This window comes from Planktotalea frisia (genome assembly GCF_001890925.1).
Taxonomy (GTDB): Bacteria; Pseudomonadota; Alphaproteobacteria; order Rhodobacterales; family Rhodobacteraceae; genus Planktotalea; species Planktotalea frisia.
This window is the reverse complement of sequence record NZ_MLCB01000064.1, coordinates 1-20204: the sequence shown is the minus strand read 5'-3', so window position 1 is coordinate 20204 and position 20204 is coordinate 1. Positions and strand designations below refer to the sequence as shown.

Annotated in this window: 18 protein-coding genes; 14 read left to right on the top strand and 4 right to left on the bottom strand. The window is 47.0% G+C overall.

Annotation, left to right across the window (positions count from 1 at the left end; translation table 11 throughout):
- Nucleotides 1-110: 110 nt before the first annotated feature.
- From PFRI_RS03670 to PFRI_RS03655, 4 genes are all read right to left on the bottom strand, one after another.
- Nucleotides 111-434 carry a hypothetical protein gene (locus PFRI_RS03670; RefSeq protein WP_139292088.1) on the bottom strand — a complete coding sequence of 108 codons (324 nt, stop codon included), beginning with the start codon at nucleotides 432-434 and terminating at the stop codon, nucleotides 111-113.
- Between the two features lie 63 nt (nucleotides 435-497).
- Nucleotides 498-788, bottom strand: a complete 291-nt coding sequence (locus tag PFRI_RS03665) for a hypothetical protein (protein ID WP_072629390.1) — start codon at nucleotides 786-788, stop codon at nucleotides 498-500.
- Nucleotides 788-1498 carry an AAA family ATPase gene (locus PFRI_RS03660; RefSeq protein ID WP_072629389.1) on the bottom strand — a complete coding sequence of 237 codons (711 nt, stop codon included), beginning with the start codon at nucleotides 1496-1498 and terminating at the stop codon, nucleotides 788-790. The genes PFRI_RS03665 and PFRI_RS03660 overlap by 1 nt, the downstream gene beginning before the upstream one ends.
- A gap of 68 nt (nucleotides 1499-1566) precedes the next feature.
- Nucleotides 1567-2376: a hypothetical protein gene (locus PFRI_RS03655; protein WP_072629388.1), complete on the bottom strand. Its 810-nt coding sequence runs from the start codon at nucleotides 2374-2376 to the stop codon at nucleotides 1567-1569.
- A 133-nt stretch (nucleotides 2377-2509) separates the two neighbouring features.
- On the opposite strand from PFRI_RS03655, the gene PFRI_RS03650 reads away from it, so the two are divergent.
- The 14 genes from PFRI_RS03650 to PFRI_RS03585 all read left to right on the top strand — a co-directional run bounded on the left by PFRI_RS03650 (nucleotide 2510) and on the right by PFRI_RS03585 (nucleotide 19728).
- A complete protein-coding gene (locus PFRI_RS03650; protein WP_072629387.1) occupies nucleotides 2510-3415 on the top strand; it encodes a hypothetical protein in 906 nt (301 codons plus the stop codon).
- A 293-nt stretch (nucleotides 3416-3708) separates the two neighbouring features.
- Nucleotides 3709-4035 (top strand): DUF6626 family protein, encoded by a 327-nt coding sequence (locus tag PFRI_RS21265; protein ID WP_072629386.1) that lies wholly within the window; start codon nucleotides 3709-3711, stop codon nucleotides 4033-4035.
- A 123-nt stretch (nucleotides 4036-4158) separates the two neighbouring features.
- A complete protein-coding gene (locus PFRI_RS03640) occupies nucleotides 4159-4518 on the top strand; it encodes a hypothetical protein (RefSeq protein ID WP_072629385.1) in 360 nt (119 codons plus the stop codon).
- 218 nt (nucleotides 4519-4736) lie between these two features.
- Complete coding sequence (locus PFRI_RS03635; RefSeq protein ID WP_072629384.1) at nucleotides 4737-5165, top strand: hypothetical protein; 429 nt, start codon at nucleotides 4737-4739, stop codon at nucleotides 5163-5165.
- Nucleotides 5152-8427 (top strand): helicase-related protein, encoded by a 3276-nt coding sequence (locus PFRI_RS03630; protein WP_072629383.1) that lies wholly within the window; start codon nucleotides 5152-5154, stop codon nucleotides 8425-8427. The genes PFRI_RS03635 and PFRI_RS03630 overlap by 14 nt, the downstream gene beginning before the upstream one ends.
- Before the next feature lie 3 nt (nucleotides 8428-8430).
- Nucleotides 8431-9105 carry a DUF4391 domain-containing protein gene (locus tag PFRI_RS03625; RefSeq protein ID WP_072629382.1) on the top strand — a complete coding sequence of 225 codons (675 nt, stop codon included), beginning with the start codon at nucleotides 8431-8433 and terminating at the stop codon, nucleotides 9103-9105.
- 13 nt (nucleotides 9106-9118) lie between these two features.
- Nucleotides 9119-10978 carry a site-specific DNA-methyltransferase gene (locus PFRI_RS03620; RefSeq protein ID WP_072629381.1) on the top strand — a complete coding sequence of 620 codons (1860 nt, stop codon included), beginning with the start codon at nucleotides 9119-9121 and terminating at the stop codon, nucleotides 10976-10978.
- 10 nt (nucleotides 10979-10988) lie between these two features.
- A complete protein-coding gene (locus tag PFRI_RS03615; protein ID WP_072629380.1) occupies nucleotides 10989-14027 on the top strand; it encodes a type III restriction-modification system endonuclease in 3039 nt (1012 codons plus the stop codon).
- Nucleotides 14027-15370, top strand: a complete 1344-nt coding sequence (locus PFRI_RS03610; protein WP_084649587.1) for an ADP-ribosylglycohydrolase family protein — start codon at nucleotides 14027-14029, stop codon at nucleotides 15368-15370. Before PFRI_RS03615 ends, PFRI_RS03610 begins: the two co-directional genes overlap by 1 nt.
- Nucleotides 15371-15546: 176 nt before the next feature.
- Nucleotides 15547-15948: a hypothetical protein gene (locus PFRI_RS03605; protein WP_072629379.1), complete on the top strand. Its 402-nt coding sequence runs from the start codon at nucleotides 15547-15549 to the stop codon at nucleotides 15946-15948.
- Between the two features lie 40 nt (nucleotides 15949-15988).
- Entirely contained in the window at nucleotides 15989-16552 is a 564-nt protein-coding gene (locus tag PFRI_RS03600; protein ID WP_139292087.1) for a hypothetical protein, read from the top strand.
- Nucleotides 16553-16902: 350 nt separating this feature from the next.
- Complete coding sequence (locus PFRI_RS03595) at nucleotides 16903-17193, top strand: hypothetical protein (RefSeq protein ID WP_072629377.1); 291 nt, start codon at nucleotides 16903-16905, stop codon at nucleotides 17191-17193.
- A 37-nt stretch (nucleotides 17194-17230) separates the two neighbouring features.
- The gene (locus tag PFRI_RS03590) at nucleotides 17231-18841 is read left to right on the top strand and encodes a hypothetical protein (protein WP_072629376.1); all 1611 of its coding nucleotides are present in this window, start codon (nucleotides 17231-17233) and stop codon (nucleotides 18839-18841) included.
- A 32-nt stretch (nucleotides 18842-18873) separates the two neighbouring features.
- Nucleotides 18874-19728, top strand: coding sequence for an HIRAN domain-containing protein (locus tag PFRI_RS03585; protein ID WP_072629375.1), 855 nt, complete (start codon nucleotides 18874-18876; stop codon nucleotides 19726-19728).
- Nucleotides 19729-20204 lie beyond the last annotated feature (476 nt).

Sequence of the window (20204 nt, the reverse complement as noted above, 5' to 3'; positions counted from 1 at the left end):
ACCGACTATGTTCGAGACACAGTGTTGGAAGAGTTTTGGATAAACACAGTTGGGAACATAAAAAAGCCGCCAGCACGAATGCTGACGGCGATGTCGCTAAAGCAATGAGCCTAGGCGTCAAAATCTCTGTCGCGCTCTGGATCGGGCAGACCCGCAAGTTCACAAAGATATTTGCGCTGCTGATCTGGCTCCAACTGCGACCACTGCCATCGGAACGCAGAATATTCTTGATCTGACATTTGCGCGAGAGCACTGCTTTCGACGGCATGTTTCAATTCTGCTTCAGCAAGTTCATGCAGCATCGGAAACGGGCTAAAGCCATCGTACCAATCTTGCAGCTGATCGATCTGTTCTTGCCGTTCCAACGCCCTCACAACACGCTCGTTAGCCAGCTGATCAACGTTAAACAAACGCAACATAGTGTCCCTATACATGGTTTTCTCCTGATGATTTGAAAGTGGGATAGTGCCGCCGCGTTAAGGCCGCGACACTTGTGATCAGCAGCGCTCAGATATCATGAGAACAAGGTTCATTTGCTGCTCTGGCTTAAGGCTTTGCCAAACTGCTTTGAAACGATCTGACTTCGCGTCAGATAGATATTCATCAGACTTACGCATGATCAAATCTGATATGACTGTCATTGGTGGTGTGATGCCGCTTACATCGAGCTCAAAGACCGAAGCGCAATCTTCTAACATGTCCCAGCAGTAGAATTGCTTTAACACACGAGAAACTTCATCATCCATCAGCTGCTGGATGTACCCAATTTCAACTTCTAACGTTTCCATTACTGCTCTCCTGCATTGCTAGTGATTTGCGGCGAGGATTGCACAGGCATTGATGGCAGTGTTGTGAGCTGTGCCATCATCCGTTTAAGGCGCAGCACATAGTCCTCTATCCAATCGTCAAGTGTGCGGCCACTGCCCTCAAAACCTTGCAACAACCCTAGAGCTTGCGTTGGAGTAACGGGAATACCCTCAGCACCTAGCACGGCGACCACACGCGGCACCCATTGCTGCACACTTGGATACTCAACGAACAGCGGCCGAAACCGATCTTTAAGGGGTCCATCTACTAAGTGGAGATTGTTGGTCGTCGCAATAACCATGCCCATTTCAAACCGATCAATGAACGCGCGGAGCTTGTGCTGCATTGGCAGGGTAAACTGGTCGATTTCATCGAAGACAGAACAGCCAGAGTTTGCGCCCATTGATAGCTGCCAATTCCACTGGGTTAGAACAGGCTCAAAAGTGTTGTGCGCAGCTTGATAGGCCTTGGCGTTCCAAATGTCGGTCAAGCCCGTTTGTCCCAAGATTGCCATGCGTTGGTTGAGGACAAGCTGAGCAGACACCGACTTGCCAGTGCCTCTTGGGCCATGCAGCAAGAGGTGCTTGTCGCGCTGATTATGTGCATAGTCATTCAGTGTTTGCTCTACCGCAGCGTCTGCGTAAACCACATCTGCAAGGGTTTGAGGGCGATGTTTTTTATCGAACTTCATCGTCGTTCCTTTCATAAATTTGGGGGAATGCGTAGGCAGCAACCATGCTGCCTACTTGCTGCCAGTGGTTAAGCGGGAGCCATTTCTGTCATGGGTGCAGCGACATGCGCTTGTGGCTGAAAGCCTGTGTTGAGCAGCTCTTGTGCGAGACTTTCTGCATTCTCAGCACGCTGTTCTGCGTCGTGCTTTGTGACGCTCTGCTCTGCAGTCTGTGCAGCACGGTCTTTGAGTGCTTTGCCAGCAATTGTGAGTACCGTATTTACGGCTGTGACATTGCTTGTGCCAAACACAATAGAGCCTGAGCCATCCTCGTTTTTGCGTACAAGTGCCAAGCTGTAGCGAGCACCATCGACAGGCTGAAGAGTGTCAGACATGATCACGTCACTAATCGCCGTCTCGCCCACTAGTGCTGCATCAGCATAATCACGAGCACGTTTAGCCTTGTCTGCGCCTGTCTCGCCGTCTTTGTTTTGCCGACGCAGCTCGTCAATACCGTGATTGTCAGCGATAAACTGGGGTAGCTGTTCTCCAGTGATACCCCCTTCCGCAGCAACTGTGAGAACACGAGCGTAAGTATATGCTCGATTTTCGATCTTCTTCTCGCGCCCCTTGCCCACGAACACGAGCCGCACAATCTTCAGCGCCAAGCTTGTGCTGCTGTTGTGCTGAATACTGTAAGTGTCCAACAGGTCTGTAACGGCTTTGCTAAGTCCAACGTTGCTGCGAACTTTTAGAAACAGCTCCAATGTGTTGCCAAGTAATGTGTAGAGCTCCGCATTGCTTGCAGCGTAAGTGCCTTGTTCCCATTTTTGGCGCTGAGCGATCAGCTCGTCGACGATGTTGCTGAGTTTGAACTTGTTTTCTGTAGCGTTGGTCATGTGAATATCTCCTGTGTTGACCGCGACTGGCTTGATTGCCGTGTCGATGATTAAGTTTTACCATTGCTCAACTCATTGGGATATTTACTGCGCATAATTGACATTTAGCGGATAATGTTGTTCCAATTTATCCATGCAAAATGAACGCAAACACTATGACAGCCCACGCTCCACAGACTTTCGCAAGGATGGCGTATGGGCTGCGAACCTCGGTTTCTATCTTTTGTGGATGGAATACTTGGCAATCAGCCCAAGCTATGAACTGGCGCGGCGGTTTCGTGCGAACAACTTGAGTGAACAAGAGCTGGACACACTGCCTGCTGACTTTGAGGACGTACTGGCGGTCTATGACGACTTAGGCGACGTGCAACGGGTTCGCTTCTTAGATTGGTGGAGCGAGCGAGCATTGCCTGTGTTTGGTTACAAAGGCAGCAAGCCGCGTGTGCGCAAAGTCGATGTGCTGCGCAGCGACAGACACCGTAAAGCTGCATCCCGCCTACAAGACTTCATTGAAGATGATTGGACAGAGCAAGGTCAGCCCAATGCCATGGTAGTGAGTATCCCCGTTGGCCTGAGCAAGGCGCAGATCACACGACAGCTGAGCAAACTTATCGATAACTCGCTCAAGGAGCGCCGTGTTTTACCAGAACCAGTTGCAAAATACCCTTTGCTGGGCACACGACAGCGCAAGGATACGCTGTTTCGGTATCTGTATGTTGTGTGGGTACGCAGTGCTATGCCGCGTCAATCCCTGTGGCGTGTTGGAGCACGGGCAAAGGTCAGCGATACCTATAGCCGTGAACTAGACCCAAAAGTACGGATACCACGCGGTGAACTTACATATGATCGCTCAGTATTATCCGCACTCACAAGCCGTGCTTGGAGCAGAGGTATTGCGCTGGCAGAGAATGCTGCACGGGGACGGTTTCCCAGTTATGACAAAGTGGAGCATGGATTGGAGCCAAACCTAAATGACAGCTGGACGCTGATCTCTAGCCGTCGTCGCTGGAAGAAAAAGCTTGGGCGCAGCGAGCGCTAGGAACTGCGTTACGACATTAGGCACACACAATTGTGTTGGAACCACTGTGTTGTCGGTTTGTGGTTGCAACATAGTGGTTGTCCCACAGTCCCTAAAAAATTCCCACAACACAGTCTTGTACCGAAGTATCGCAAGACGTTTCCAAAACACAGTCTCTCGCCACAGTGTCGCAAGAACTTGTCACAACACAGCTTCAGGCTTGTGTGTTGAGCGACACTATCCACCCTCATGTTTGCTCCAACACCACTGTGTTTTGATAAATACTTGCGAGACCAAAACATTGGGAGAATTGGATGAGCATAAGACTATTAGAACACATGCGCGACGAGTTGATCGCAACGGGGATCGTGCAGAACACACCAGAGTTTTGCCGCAGCTGGCTAGGACGCAGTGAGGGTTATATCCGCGTGCTGCGCTATCACAACACAGAACCCAGTGTGGAAACGCTGAGCATTTGTGCAAGCAAGTTAGGATACTATGGCGCTCGACTGGCTGGTAGTGAGCAACATGAGCATCAGATCTGGGCCAAACGTTTATCTGATCTGAAGGCGTTATGTGACGGTGCAATTGCGCGGCAAGCAGAGGCCGTGTGGCGTGCGCCAGAGCGGATGGCAGTATGAACATACATCCGAAATTCCCCCTACAGCCGCAAAAATCTGTGCTGCGGTTTTTTGTAGGGAAGTACTTACAGAAGTTCGGTGGTGATTTTGCATCACCCCAGTCCGTAAAGGTAGGTGTTCCGCATGGATGACCGTGACGAGCTCCGCCAATTGATAGATGTGATTGAGAAGGCATCCAGCAGCGTTCAGTTGGATCAAGCCATTGAAGACATTAAAACTTTCTCCAACACTGCCAGCTTCTTGGCCAATAAGTTAGAGACGAGGCTCAAGGGTGGCGACGTGAAGCCAAAGGGCAAACCAAAGTCGCGGATTGGCAAAGCCATTGCACCACCGCCCATTCCCAAGCCTAACGTGCCGCAGCCACCGACCACTGCAAGCTCTACAGCAAGCGGCATGCCTTCCGCTGCGTCTAGCGCAACATCGCAAGCTGACTATGACAGGCTCAAGCCGCAGGGCAGCCAAGGGACAATATCCAGCAGCTGAGTATTGTGGCGTCATACGCCGTCTGTGTGCGGTCTGTAGGGCCCACTGCACGTCGCCCTGCAGTCAGTGTGGCGAGCAACTAGAGTTACTGCGCTACGCTACGTTTTTGGGTGGAACCGTGCAGATTGCCGCAAACCAATGCTTGTAAATGTTCATTGCTCAAACTGCTGGAAGGCATAGCTTAAATGCCCTAACCTTTCAAAAACGGAGGGAAGTAGTTGGGTGAAATTCCAAGAGACAACTTTGAAGCAAGGCTTGTCGATGCCCCTTTAGCGGCACGAGGGTTCTTTGAAAGTGTGATTGAACACTTCGATAAGCGCAACTCAGTGAAGCTGCATTTCACTGATACGAATAGTGGGGATTTGCGTTTGGCATTGCCGGGCGAAGTCTTAGGGCAAAGGCGCTTGCGTAATTTTGCAACCATGTACTGGCAGACCTCTAAGCACGTTGTGTTCGCTCGTACGTTTCTTTCACCTGACGAGCTGGGCCTCTTTGGTATCTTGGACAGCACTGAAACTGCAAGCAGTGAACCACTCAACAGTGAAGTTCAGATGGGTTCAGAGGTTTGGCGCTATGGTGCACTTACATTCATTCGCGCCCTTGAGGCCGCACATTTTGCTTTTCTGAGTAAACATGAAAATAATTGATAATTCGACTACAATACTTGGCGACGAAATGCGCCAAAACTTAAGACATGGCTCAAAGTTACGCATTGCTGCGTCTTGCTTTTCAATTTACGCGTATGAGGCACTAAAAGCTGAATTAAAGAAAGTTGAAAGTGTTCAGTTTATTTTCACCACGCCTACATTTGTGCCTAGTGAGGTAACTGACAAAATACGAAAAGAACGGCGAGAATTTTTCATTCCTAAAACAGCTCGGGAGAGTAGCGTATACGGAACAGAATTTGAAATTCAGCTACGAAACAAACTAAACCAGAAAGCGATTGCACGTGAGTGTGCTGCATGGGTTCGCAAGAAGGCTAAGTTTAAGTCAAATACGACGAAGTCTGCCATGCAGCAATTTATGCACCTCGACGACGCCGGTGGCTCAAAGGCGTATATGCCGATAAGTGGCTTTACGGCTCCTGATCTTGGCTATCAAAAAGGTGACGCGGTCTCTAACTTTGTCACGGAGTTTGACGAGCTCATGCATACAGGGATGTATCTGCAGCTCTTCAACGAAATTTGGAACGATGAAGACAAGGTACAGGATGTAACTGATTCCATATGTACGTACATAGAGAGCGTTTATCAGGAAAATTCTCCCGAACGAATTTACTTCTTAATACTATACAACATTTTTCATGACTTTCTTGATGAGATTGACGAGGATGTTCTGCCGAACGATTTAACTGGCTACAAAGATAGTCTGGTTTGGAACAAGCTGTTCAACTATCAAAAAGATGCTGCAACAGGGATCATCAATAAACTTGAAACCCATAATGGCTGTATTCTTGCTGACAGTGTCGGACTAGGCAAAACTTTCACAGCCTTGGCTGTCGTCAAGTATTATGAACTGCGCAATCGCGCCGTGCTAGTTCTGTGCCCTAAGAAGCTAGCCGACAATTGGCGCAACTATAATACGAACCTTAAGACCAATATTTTTGCTGGTGACAGGTTCAACTATGACGTGCTCTGTCATACCGACCTGTCACGAACGAGTGGTGAAAGCTTTGGCATCCCGTTGAACCGTATCAATTGGGGAAACTATGATCTTGTGGTCATCGACGAGAGCCACAACTTCCGCAACAATGATGTTTTTAAGGATCGTGAAACACGTTATCAGAAGCTAATGAACAAAGTCATTCGAGACGGCGTAAAAACAAAAGTTCTCATGCTTTCTGCTACGCCGGTAAACAACCGTTTTAATGATCTCAGAAACCAACTTGCTCTGGCTTACGAAGGTCAATCTGAAACCCTTAGCAAGAATTTGAAAAGCAAAAATAGCGTCGAAGAAATTTTTAGACGTGCGCAGGCTGCATTCAACAATTGGGCTGATTTGCCACCAGACGAGCGGACATCAGCATCGATTCTCAAGACGCTCGATTTTGATTTTTTTGAACTTCTGGATGCGGTCACGATTGCGCGATCTCGCAAACATATCCAAACTTTCTACGACACCACCGACATTGGGCAGTTTCCCACGCGGCTCAAGCCGAAATCATTTCATAGTCCTATCACTCACCGTGAAGATGTAATTGGTTTCAACGATATTTTTTCTCAACTATCGGTTCTGAAGCTCGCTGTTTACGCTCCGATCAGCTACATACTGCCCAGTCGCTTGGCCAAATATGAAGAGATGTATGACACTGCTGTAGATGGTGGTCGAGGCAAGTTAAGGCAACTTGACCGTGAGCGTAGCCTTCAGGCGCTTATGACAACGAATTTACTGAAGCGACTTGAAAGCTCAGTTGAGGCGTTTCGATTGACGTTGAAATCGCTTGCTGGAAATATTCAACGTACCTTGGACGCGATTGGTGACTTCGAACAAGCGGGAAGAGACATTGATTTTGCAGATTTAAGTTCAGACCTTGATGTAATTGCAGGTGAAGATGACGAACTCACAGGGTTTGATGAGTTTACTGTCGGTAAGAAGGTCAAGATCAGCCTTGCAGATATGGACCTACCGTCATGGAAACATGAGCTAGCAGCTGACAAGTTCTTGATCGACGAGCTGATCGTATCAATGGAGCTGGTCAAGCCAACAGATGATGCAAAGCTTCAACATTTGAAAGAGTTGATTGAAAGCAAGATCGACAGTCCCCTTAATCCTGGGAACAAGAAGGTAATCATCTTCACCGCGTTTGCCGATACGGCAAACTATCTCTATGAAAATTTAGCCCCAGCCTTCCTTAGTGAGCGCAGCCTTCATACTGGCAGAGTAACGGGTTCTAGCTCACCGCAAACAACACTTAAGAAAAACTATGACTTCCAATCCGTGCTAACACTTTTTGCTCCAAGGGCAAAAGAGAAGCAGCTTGTACTGCCAGAAGAGCCTTCTGAAATTGACATCCTGATTGGTACTGATTGCATTTCAGAGGGCCAAAACCTCCAAGATTGCGATTTCTTGATCAATTACGACATTCACTGGAACCCTGTTCGAGTGATCCAGCGCTTTGGCCGGATTGACCGCATTGGATCGCCAAACAGTCAAATTCAATTGGTCAACTATTGGCCTGATATCTCACTTGATCAGTACATAAATCTGAAAGAACGGGTCGAAAATCGCATGGTGATTACTGACATCACAGCAACAGGCGACGACAACGTTCTCAGCGCTAAAAGTACCGACATTGCGTACCGCAAGGATCAGCTGAAGCGCCTTCAGGAAGAAGTTATTGAGCTTGAAGATGTGAAAACAGGCGTATCCATAACAGACCTTGGCTTGAACGATTTTCGTATGGACCTGCTCAACTACGTGAAGGAGCATGGCGATCTTTCTAAGATGCCAAATGGTCAGCATGCCGTGGTCGCAGCGCAACCAGAACGCGGACTGAAGCCTGGAGTGATCTTTGCGCTGAAGAACGTTCACAACACTGTTAACGTCAATCAACAGAACCGCTTACACCCATATTACATCACCTACATCGACAATGATGGTGAAGTCATTGCAGATCACACCGAGGTGAAACGATTGCTCGATTTGATCCGTAGTAGCTGCAAAGGACAACACCAACCAATCGATGCCGTGTGTAGGTTGTTTAATGAACAAACTGACGACGGTCGGCATATGGAACACCAGTCTGGGCTGCTTAGCGCAGCTATCCGCTCCATGATCGAAGTAAAGGAAGAAAAGGATATCGATAGTCTGTTCGGTGGAGGGCGCACATCCGCGCTTGTTCACACTATTGCAGGGCTTGATGACTTTGAGCTTATTGCCTTCCTTGTCGTTCAAAATATGGAAGGTTGAAACGTGCTGTTTGCTTATCCCAAGTCCGCCCAGTTTGGACGTGTAATCCCTAAGTCAAAGATTTACGAACACGCAGGCGCGAATACTGCTTTGAAAGATTTGTTCATAGCTCAAGTTGATCAGATTGTTTGGAAGTACAAGCTGGCACCTGAAACGACTAATCTGCCTGCGGCGAAGTCCATCACTGAAATTCAAGTCTTCGCCATAAGCTTGAAGCTGGCGACGCTGCACTCAGACGTCTTGCGGGCCATAGACCGTGCTATTCCATTCCCCTTGATCTTTGAAGTAGCACACGGAAGCCGCAGTCATACGATTGCTGCATTCAAACGGCCCAGCGAGGTTGATGGGTCAAAGTGGGTGGTGAGTGACTACTTTAAGTCTGAATGGACACCATCGGATACCCCGCGCACACCTTTGCCGGTAGCCTTGGACTTAGCCTCTCTGTACGACAAGGTATTGACCGCTCTAATGCCCGTGCAGCCCTTGGTTGAAGATAATATTCAAGCCCGCGTGGACCGAATGGAAGCAATCAAGAGTAAAGAGCTTGAGGTTGGGCGTATCAAGGGCCAACTGTCACGCGAGAAACAGTATAATAAAAAGGTCAGCATCAACGTTGCGTTGCGTTTAGCAAAACAAGAGTTGGCGCAGCTGAAAGCAGCTGACCTTTCAAACGATTAAGAGGATTACGGCAATGGACAAATTGAAAATGCACAGCCCTGACTTGACGCAAGACAACATTGCCAAAATTCGTGAGCTCTTCCCCAGTTGCGTTACCGAGGCGGCTGACGAAAACGGCAAGCTGCGACTGGCAATTGACTTTGATCAGCTGCGCCAAGAGCTGTCGGACAGCATCGTTGATGGCCCGCAAGAACGCTATAATCTAAACTGGCCGGGCAAGCGTGAGGCCTTGACCAACGCAAACTCCCCCATCGCCAAAACGCTGCGCCCTGTGCGCGAGGAAAGTGTGGATTTCGACACTACGCAAAACCTGTTCATCGAAGGTGACAATCTTGAGGCATTGAAGTTGCTGCAAGAGACGTACCTTGGCAAGGTCAAGATGATCTATATCGATCCGCCGTATAATACGGGGAATGACTTTATCTATAATGACGATTTCAAAGAAAATACTACAGATTACCTACGAAAATCTAATCAACTGGGCACTAACGATGAAAGGTTAGTAGCAAATCCTTCCAGCAATGGGCGTTTCCATTCGGATTGGCTTTCAATGATGTATCCAAGACTAAAGCTTGCTAGAAATCTATTGTGCGATGATGGAATATTATTCATTTCGATAAGTGATGTTGAGCAGGCAAATCTTAGAAAGGTTTGTGAAGATGTCTTTGGGTTTGACAACGTAATCGCTCAGATTACTTGGAAAGCTCGAGTAAAGCCAGTGAACATTGGCGAAGCCAAGTATCGCCCCCAAAGAGAAATAGAATATGTCTTGGTCGTTCAGAAGACGCCTGCACCTCGGACTTTTTATCCACTTCTAACCGGTGGCCAGCGTAGCTATCCGCATGATGACAATGGCCGCAAGTACAGGCTGACGACAATTCTAAAGTCAAACAGAGGAGCTAATCACCGATCGACAATGAGCTTCTCGCTTGGTGATTACGCACCACCTGAAGGTCAGCGGTGGCAAGCCGGGGAGGAAGTAATTAAGCATTTGTATTCTGATGGATACATAGAGTTCCGCGATGGAGTTCCGTTCAAGAGATATTATGAAGATGAGGAAGGTGCTGAGCACGATCCGTTTTATTGCTTTATGGATGGCGATTTGTCGTCTACATCAGAGGCTGGTAAGAACCATCTAAACGAAATACTTGGTAGTAATCATAACTTTGACACAGTGAAGCCTGTCCAGCTGCTACGAACGCTAATACAGTCGTGTACCTCACCCACTGAAGGCCATATCGTCCTCGATTTTTTTGCTGGATCTGGAACAACAGCAGAAGCACTAATTGGATTAAATGCTGAAGATGCTGGCCGACGCAGGTTTCTACTGGTTCAAATTGCTGAACCAAATGGGCTCAAGGGATCAAAGTCGGATTATGATATTGTATCAGACATTACCAAGGAAAGAATACGGCGTGCTGGAAAGAGAATTCTTGCAGGTAATTTTTCACCGGAGTGGAACAAGGATATCGGCTTCCGTTCATTGAAAATCGATACGCCTAACATGGTCGATGTACAAAATACGCCGGACGCTACCAACCAAGCTGACCTGCTGGCCAACGTGGACAGCATCAAGCAAGGCCGCACATCAGAAGACCTATTGTTCCAAGTGCTAGTGGACTGGGGCGTAGACCTTGCCCTGCCGATCCGAAGCGAAACTGTGCAGGGCAAAAGAGTGTTTTTTGTCGACGAAAATGCACTCGTTGCCTGCTTCGACACAGGCGTCACCGAGGAGCTGGTCACAGAACTAGCAGCGCATGAACCCTTGCGTGTGGTCTTCCGTGATACTGGCTTTGCTTCAGACGCTGTGAAGATCAACGTTCAACAAATATTTAAGCAATTGTCGCCCATGACCGACGTCAAAGCGATTTGAGGGCGCGGGTATGAAACTGAAGTTCAAGGTCCAAGCCTATCAAACGAACGCAGTTGAGGCTGTGGTAGACTGTTTCGCAGGGCAACCGCGTAGTGATGGTATCAGCTATCGTATTGATCCGGGCCGTTCAAAACAGATCACGGCAGAAGAGGCTGGCTTCAAGAACGCCGATCTTCAAATACCAAAATCTGAGGTATTGAAGAACATCCAAGCTGTGCAGCGCCACCAGAACTTGCCGATATCAGATAAGCTGATCTCAAGCGCAGGCTGCGATTACAACTTAGACATCGAGATGGAGACGGGCACGGGCAAGACCTACTGCTATGTCAAAACCATGTTCGAGATGCACAAGCGATACGGCTGGTCCAAGTTCATTATCATGGTGCCAAGCATCGCTATCCGCGAAGGTGTCCAAAAGTCGCTACAAATCACGGCAGAGCATTTCACCGAAACCTACGGCAAGAAAGCCCGCTTTTTCACCTATAACTCCAAACGGCTGCACGAGCTGGAGAGCTTTTCCAGCGATGCAGGTATCAACGTTATGGTGATCAACACCCAAGCATTTGCAGCTAAGGGTAAGGATCAACTACGTATATACATGGAATTAGACGACTTTCAGTCCCGGCGACCAATTGACGTTATTTCACGCAACCGGCCAATCCTTATTCTCGACGAACCACAAAAGATGGAAGGGAAGGCAACATCAAAGGCGTTGGAAGAATTCAACCCTCTGATGATCCTACGCTACTCTGCCACTCATAAAACGCAGCACAACAAAATCCATCGTCTGGATGCACTTGACGCCTTCAACCAGAAACTTGTTAAGAAAATTGCTGTGCGCGGCATTCAAACACGCGGTCTGGCTGGGGCTGCCCCGTACATGTATCTCGAAGGCATTGAAGTCTCACAGAAAGCGCCTGTCGCCCGCATCGAGATGGAAGTTAAGCTGGCAAACGGGGATATTAAGCGCCAACTTAAGCGTCTTGAATTCGGTCGCGACCTGTTGAGTGTTTCTAATGGCCTTCAAGCCTACAACGGTTTCACAATCTCACAGATCGACGCAAACGAGGATACCGTCGAATTTACTAAAGGATTTGAACTTCGCGCAGGAGAGGCCACGCAAGACATTTCTGAAGAGCATATGCGGCGCATCCAAATTCGAGAAACGATCCGCGCTCACTTTGAAAAAGAGCAAACACTATTTACCAAGGGGATAAAGGTTTTGTCACTGTTCTTCATCGACACAGTGTCTCGGTACCGTGACTATGACACAGAGGACACTAAAGGCCATTACGCCCAAGTGTTCGAAGAAGAATATGAAATTCTTAGAGATGAGTACCTGTTAAAGCTGCCGTTGGAGCATCAGGATTATCGAGCGTTTCTTGAGCGTGATGAAGTAAGCAAGGTGCATGAAGGCTACTTCTCTATCGACAAGAAAAACCGTCTAGTTGATCCAAGCGTCAAGAAAACTGGAGATGAAAAGGGGCTTGCGACAGATGAAGATGCCTATGATCTGATCCTGCGCAACAAGGAACGGTTGCTGTCGCAGAATGAGCCTGTTCGCTTTATTTTTTCACACTCTGCGCTGCGCGAAGGCTGGGACAACCCAAACGTCTTTACAATGTGTATGCTCAAACACAGCGACAACACAATTTCTAGGCGTCAAGAAGTGGGACGTGGGCTCCGGCTCAGCGTCGACCAAACTGGTGACCGTATGGATCATCCTTCAATGGTGCATGACATCAATGTACTGACTGTTGTGGCAAGCGAAAGCTACAAGGACTTTGTCGCAAACCTGCAGAAGGAGATTTCTGAAGCACTGGCTTCTCGTCCGCGCAAGGCCAACGAAGCGTATTTCAAGGAAAAGGTACTGCGCACCGAGCACGGTGATGTGTCTGTCACCCCTGAAATGGCTTCTCAGATTGAATTTTACCTCATTCAAAACGGTTATGTTGATCACCAGCGTCAAGTGGTCGAGGCGTATCACACAGCCAAAACAGAGGAAGCGCTTGCACCCTTGCCTGATACGCTCGTGCAGTACGCTCCGCAGGTGTTTGAGCTTGTAGACAGTGTTTTCAGCGCAGATGCACTTTCACGTATTGTAGACGATGGGCGTAAACCCAAAACAAACCCGCTGAATGATAATTTCGAAAAAAAGGCGTTTAAAGAGCTTTGGGAGCGCATCAACCAAAAGGCTGTTTACCGTGTAGATTTCGATAGTGACGAGTTAGTGGAGAAGTGCGTTGCCGCTTTGAACAAAGAGCTGAACGTGACGCCTCTGCAATACACAGTACAAGTGGGATCACAGGGTGACAGCTTGACTGCTGAACAGCTTTCAGACGGCAAGGGCTTCAAGGTCAAAGATACTCGTATCGAGCATGGCCAATCTGCCTTCTCCAGCGTCAAGTATGACCTGCTACAAGAAGTGTCTGAAAATGCTCAGCTTACCCGGCAGACCGTAGCTAGAATGCTATCCAGCATGGAAAAAGCAGTCTTTGACCAGTTTAAGAAGAACCCTGAGCAGTTCATCTCAGAAGCTAGCAGATTGATCAAAGAGCAAAAGGCTACCGTAATCATCGAACGCCTTACCTACGATACAGTCGAAGATCGGCACGATATCGGCATTTTCACAGCAGCACAGACTGGAAACGATTTTTCAAAAGCAACCGATAAATTGACCAAGCATGTGTTTGATCATGCAATCGTGGACAGCAATGTTGAGCGTGAGTTTGTGGCTGAGCTGGACACCAGTTCGGAGGTGGTCGTGTATGCCAAGTTGCCACGCGACTTCCTGATCCCTACACCAGTTGGCGACTACAATCCTGACTGGGCCATTTCGTTTGAAGAGGGCTCGGTGCGTCACATCTACTTCGTTGCAGAGACCAAGGGCAGCATGTCTTCAATGAAGCTGCGTCCAGAAGAGCTGACCAAGATCGAGTGCGCTCGCAAATTTTTTGCGGAGATTAGCAAGGCAGATTTGCCCAACAATGTCCGCTATGACGTTGTGGACAGCTACAGCAAGTTGATGGACTTGGTAGCGAGGCAGTGATGGATCTGAAATTCAAAATGTTCCATGAAGCAAACGCTAAACTTGCCGACGGCTTTAGTCGGAGTGATTTGCTTTCAATTTCCGATGAAGACTTCGAAAGAAAGCACGGTTTTATTCAATGGGCGTTCCCCACGATCAAGGATACTCGGCAGTTTTCAAACGCACCTGTATTAGACTTACCCTCAGCTTGTTGGCTGTCAGAAAGACAGGACGTCACCGATTTCCTTGAGGCAATGACAGTAAGGTTTTTGGAGTTTCTTGCAGCCAATGATCATTGGAAATCACGTTACAATCACAACCACCTACGGATAAGCCGAGCGATCGAAAGCTTAAGGGTCTTGCATAGCTGGGAACTGTCGAATTGGTTCTACAATAAAGTTGTCGAGTTAGCCGGTCCCAGCTTTGAAAATATGGAGGCATCTAATGAGTATTGGTCCACTTACGCCTCTCAAATTCACGACAGGATCGCTGGAGCTTTTGTCGGCTTAGCTATTGGAGATGCATTAGGCGCACCCGTTGAGTTCTCGCCAAGAGGCACCTTTGAACCAGTAACTGGATATCGAGAGGGTGGTCGCTTTAAGTTACCAGCTGGTGCATGGACGGACGACACAGCCATGGCTCTTTGCATGGCACAAGTGCTGATTAGCAACAATGGTTTAGAGCCAGGGCAACTATTAGAAAGCTTTTGTGATTGGGCTGAGAATGGCTCAAACACGAGTACTGGCGTTGCCGTCGGTATCGGTCAAAACACACTACGGGTACTCGGTGACTACAGGCGTAACGGATACCACGAGGCTTTGCCATTCGGTTCTAAAAACGACGGCAACGGTTCAGTGATGAGGCTCGCGCCTGTAACTTGCTATGCTTACGCTGATCCCGCGCAAGCAATTCAACTAGCCAGCCAACAATCTAAAGCAACACATGCATCCCGCCCTGCTGATGAGAGCTGCCAGCTTGTAGCTGAGTTATTATGTGGTCTCATTAACGGCCACAAATTTGACGAACTTTGGCAGGTAGCCTCTGAAAGAAATTGGGGTTCCGCAGTGGGCTCTCTCTTCGAGCACAGCTACAGCGAATTAAACTCTGACAACGTTTTTGCGGGTGGTTATGTCATAGACACCCTACATTCAGCTCTATGGTCGTTATTACAATCCGACAACTTTGAAGCAGCAGTTATCAAAGCAGTTAACCTGGGAGATGATGCAGACACGGTAGGGGCAGTTGTAGGGCAGCTTGCAGGTGCGATGTATGGTTATGCCTCTGTACCTGCACATTTTAAAAACACCCTTATAGATGAACGAAAGCTCTACGTTACTTCTCAGTTTTTAAGCTCATCATCGTGATGGCAAAAAGTCTACTAATCTCGATGGTTAACCACAATTAAACTTAATGCTTGTCGTCAGAACGCACACAGAATGGCCTTTCGCTTAAAACCATAGTTGGGCTACTCTGAAGACACTGCATCAAAATGGTGACGCCGTTGAATCGAATTTGGCATACTAAAAAATGCACAGAATGCATGAGCGATTTCCCAGTACACAAAGACTGGCAGACCCAACCTTCGCAATGCGGCCCATGTCGATTAATTGCACAAAAATATGTAGATGCTGTAGAGTATTTGCTTAAAGAGAGTGCTTCCAACGCATCTCGTGAAACAAGACAAGCGTTATTGGAGCTAGTGCAAGAAGCAGGTGCAATTTACCAGAAAAAGAAACTTGATGGTGAAGATCCGAGGAGAGCATGGCACTCGGTAGAACGTAAACTGGCGCATACTATTTGGTCTGACAAGAATTTGCGTAAATTGGTGCTTCTAACGATTAAGGAACTGAAATTTCAGGCGCGCGGCGACGCAAGAGCGGATAAACGTAATCAAAACCGGTCTGCACGACTGTTAAATGGAACTAGGCGCTGGAGTGGTTGAAGCAGAGACTAAATTTACACTATAGGGACACTCAATTTAAATGCCAAAGCCACTTAAATTTCGAGGCAGTCATATAATAAAGACAACGATACTTTGCCTGGGCTTCATGACAGTCGCAGGTCCAAGCATCGCCGAGGAGCCTGAGATTGATTACCTTCAGTCTTATGGTGAATGGTCGCTATTTATTGATGACAATGACTGCTGGTTAGCAAGCAACCCTAGAGACCAAAATGGTGAGACGGACATCAACACCTTTTACTATGTCACCTTTCACAACAACGAACCTCGACCAAACAATTCTGTATTTTTTAGCGTACCAGATTCAGACGCAGGTTCACTCATACTTCAATCGCCAACTCGTTCTTATGATTTTAGCATCTACGGGGATACGGCATATCCAAATGCGGAAAATGAGCTCACGATATTGAAAGAACTGCTCATAGCAAACACCTTCAAACTATACATTTCGACACTAGAGTACGGCCGACGTGAACTTTACCTGTCATCTAAAGGCTTCAAGAATGCTTACAATTCAATCAGCAAGCAATGTGAATTCTTTCCAGCAGGCGATCTGACGACTATAAGCGGCCACGATCCCGCATAGATTAACTTATGAAGGCATGGCTATAAACGTAGTGACCTTCACTTAGGGACCTTTGCATTCGTCCACCTGTCCTACCAAACAGATGGACGAAAAACTTTACCAGCAACAATTGTGTTAAGATCCGCCAACCCACTTGGAGCTTGCGCTTCCGGCGGTTTTGGCGGTTTTGGCGTGTGAAATCCAGAAGATATTTATCACGCAACAGAAAAACCATATACTAACGGACAACACGCTGGACAATAACCCATAAATAAAAAGACTATAAATCAAAATTATTAGACAAACAAAAAGATAATAAATCCGTGATATAGGGATAAAATTTTGGCAAATTTTGCTCAGGAGGACAAAATATGCTAAACACAATACAAACAAAAAATACGACGAGAATGTCAAAACATGCCTCGATCAGAGCACAACAACGCGGCGTCAAATTATCGGCAATTGAGGTGGTTTTTGACTATGGAGACATTGAAACCAATGCTGGTTCAGGAAGCTACAAGCTTAAAATATCCAGAGAGCTCCTTGATGGCTTGGTACAAACCAAAATCATTGGCCGCCAACTCGCAGAAACTTGCCAAAGACTTACGCTGGTAGTGTCCGGTAAATCAATCGTCACATGTTACCGCGCCAGGCTCCACTAAAGCCAAAGCTCTAAACCCGCACACCAAGGAGAGAACCATGCCCAGTGACACCTTTCAGAAAAAATTCTGGCGGCCAACAAAAGCCCAAATTGAGCTTGAGCACAAATTAAAGGAATGCAAGAGGGCAAGTCAGGCAGACAAAGCCACCTTGTCGCGCAACTTGGGCGCACTCGCAGAAAAAATTAATCCAACTGATCCAAGGGCTGCGATGAAACAGATTATTGCGCTATCCGGGTTGAGAGGCACAGTGCAGGAAAAACCTAAAAGATATTTTCAATTTGATGGGGACAAAGAGCCCAAAGAGGGATTTGCGGCTGAAGGGCTTAAATATACACGTTTAGCTGAAGCTGCAGGCGAACTCACCTGCACAATAAAGCGAAGCGATTATAAAGAGAAAGCTCGCTTTGAGGCGATACAAAAATTAGCCGAGGGAACTAGCTTTACTCCAGTTGCCCAGAATAATTTTCCAGAAAATGAGGCGCTAAAAGCTATAATAGAAGAGTATTCTACTCGGGTTGCTCAGGCTATCGCAGAACGGTCTGATCTACAAAACTTATGGGCGTCATTGAGAAGTACGCCGATCAGCATAACCAGCCACTACATAGATGACGACGTCCAATCCTCAACATGGGGATCAGCAGCAGATGTACCCAACGAAGTACTTACCAACAAACGTCTGAAATATAGATTTTCCCCCAATGATGCCCCGGAGTATGCGCGCTATGAGGTTTGGAGTGAGCCATCAGTAGAATTAGGGCATATTTCAATTTCACATAAAGTTAGACTCTTCACCATTCCCAATAGCAAGCGGCAGCTGTTTGCATCGGCACTGCACGGCGGTGAAGCAGACCTTCCTGTACTACGACGACTGAACTCTTGGTTCAAAAGCATTGGCTATAGTGAAAGGGACTATTCGCTTTCTGAAGATGACAAGTCAGAAGAAGGCAGCTGGCAAAATTACAATATTTGCTTCGTCTACAAGGTATACATCAACGCTAAAGAGCAAAGCGACGGCACAATACATCTTGGAATGAAATTAGAAACCCTCCCCCAAGGCGAATATGACTCGCACGATCAAACACTATCATTTTTATCAAGTAACCCTTACGGCGCTGCAAAGGCGGTTGAGAATTATTGCCTGAGACAGGAAGCAGGTCCAGTAGGTTTAGAGTGTATACTCCAACCAGATCTAAACGGAGATTATGATTTTGAAGATTATGATAATCTTGTTTTTATACAGACATTCTTTGATCGAGCTCTTGACGGCACTGCTCTCGAACCCGTCGCATTTGCAGACAACAGCTGGCAAACGTTCAACAGCAATTTTTGGATTGAGGATATTGAACTTGAAGAGTTCCAATCCCTGCAAGGATTGGATGTCGAGATTTCAGATCCTCGCGCTCAAAAATTACTATATGGAACTGACCGCATAAAGTTTTACCCCTCAATTGCACAATCAGAGTCCACTGCGGGAGCTGCAAGGAGAGGTAGCATAGCTGCTAGTATACTGCATAATTTGGACCACGCAGATGATGAAAATTTGATTAGCAATAAATTGCTAAAAGTCAGTCAAGTAACGGCAGACTCAGGCTTAAATTTCATTAACTCTATGATTGAGAAGCATCGTTCTTCATTAACCAGAATATAGTATAAATAAGTAAATGATATTTGTAGGTATCTATGAACAGAACAACAAACATTAAAGTCGCTGGAACATATTACTATCAAGGGCCAAACCTCTTTAAATCAGGCCTCATGAGAGAGAATTCTAATCTTACACTCATGCCTGAGCCCAACAATCCACACGACAAAAATGCGGTTGCAGTTTACTTTCAAACACACAAAATTGGGCACTTGAACCGTGATGTTGCCAGCAAATATCAAGCACTTCTATTTTCAAATAAAGTAAGCCGTATCACGATTTCGAAGTGCTGCTTGAGCAATTCAGGATCCTCTTTAGACTTACATTTAGCGATACATTACGAAGCGGAGCATACCTCAATCAATGATTGCTTAAGCTGCAAAACAATACCTAACAAAGCGGGTGTGTACGAAATTCGTTATAGGAACGAACCTTGTTACGTCGGATCAACTTCGAACCTACAAAAGAGGTGCCGACAACACTCTCAAACGCTTCAGAGGGGGTCGCACCACAATTCAGAGCTACAGAACAAGTTCAACAACACAGCTGGTGAAGGCCTTACATTCAAAGTGATCAAGATTGCACAAAGCCCAGAAGTTGCCTTTTCTGTTGAAGCCTCACACATAAAGGCTTTGCTACTGAAGAATACAAAACTTTTAAACAAGACCGCTGATGGGAAAGGCCACGCAGGTGGCACCCAGACTGGCCAGGCAGTGTATCTACAAAAGCGCAAACCTGCACAGATTATCAAAATCCGTACAAATGCCCAAACCAGTATAGAAAGGCCAGTGCAGCCCAAGATACCATCCGATCCCCCAAGCACTGCACCGACGGTAAGTAAAGTAATGATAATTACTTTGACACTTTTGATTTTGGTTTGGATCTTTGCGTAATTTTGGTGAAAATATACTTCACTTCACAGCTTTAGATTGGTGTGTCCCGCACACTGTCGCCAACACAGTGTTCAACACAGCGTTTCCGCCCTACCCTACAAATGACACCAAAAACACACTCGTACACACACCAAAAATATCACCGCACAAGCTATTGTTTATAAACGTTTAATTTGCGCCACCTCCATTGAAAATCCTCGTGTCGGTGGTTCGATTCCGCCCCTGGGCACCATTTTACTGCATTAAGTATATGTTTTAAGTGTATAAATGGTATTTTGCGTATTTTTCATCCACCTAAATATCCCCTTTCCGCCCATTGCTTAACACTCCGATATGCGCCTATCGAAGAGTTGAATCTCATTGGTTACAGAGAAATCACACCGATCAGCTCAAACGAGAGCTTTCGGCCCTTTTGTATGTGCCGGCTGCTGTTCGCAAATGATTTCTGGCATGTTCTCGGAAGTCGCTCATATGTA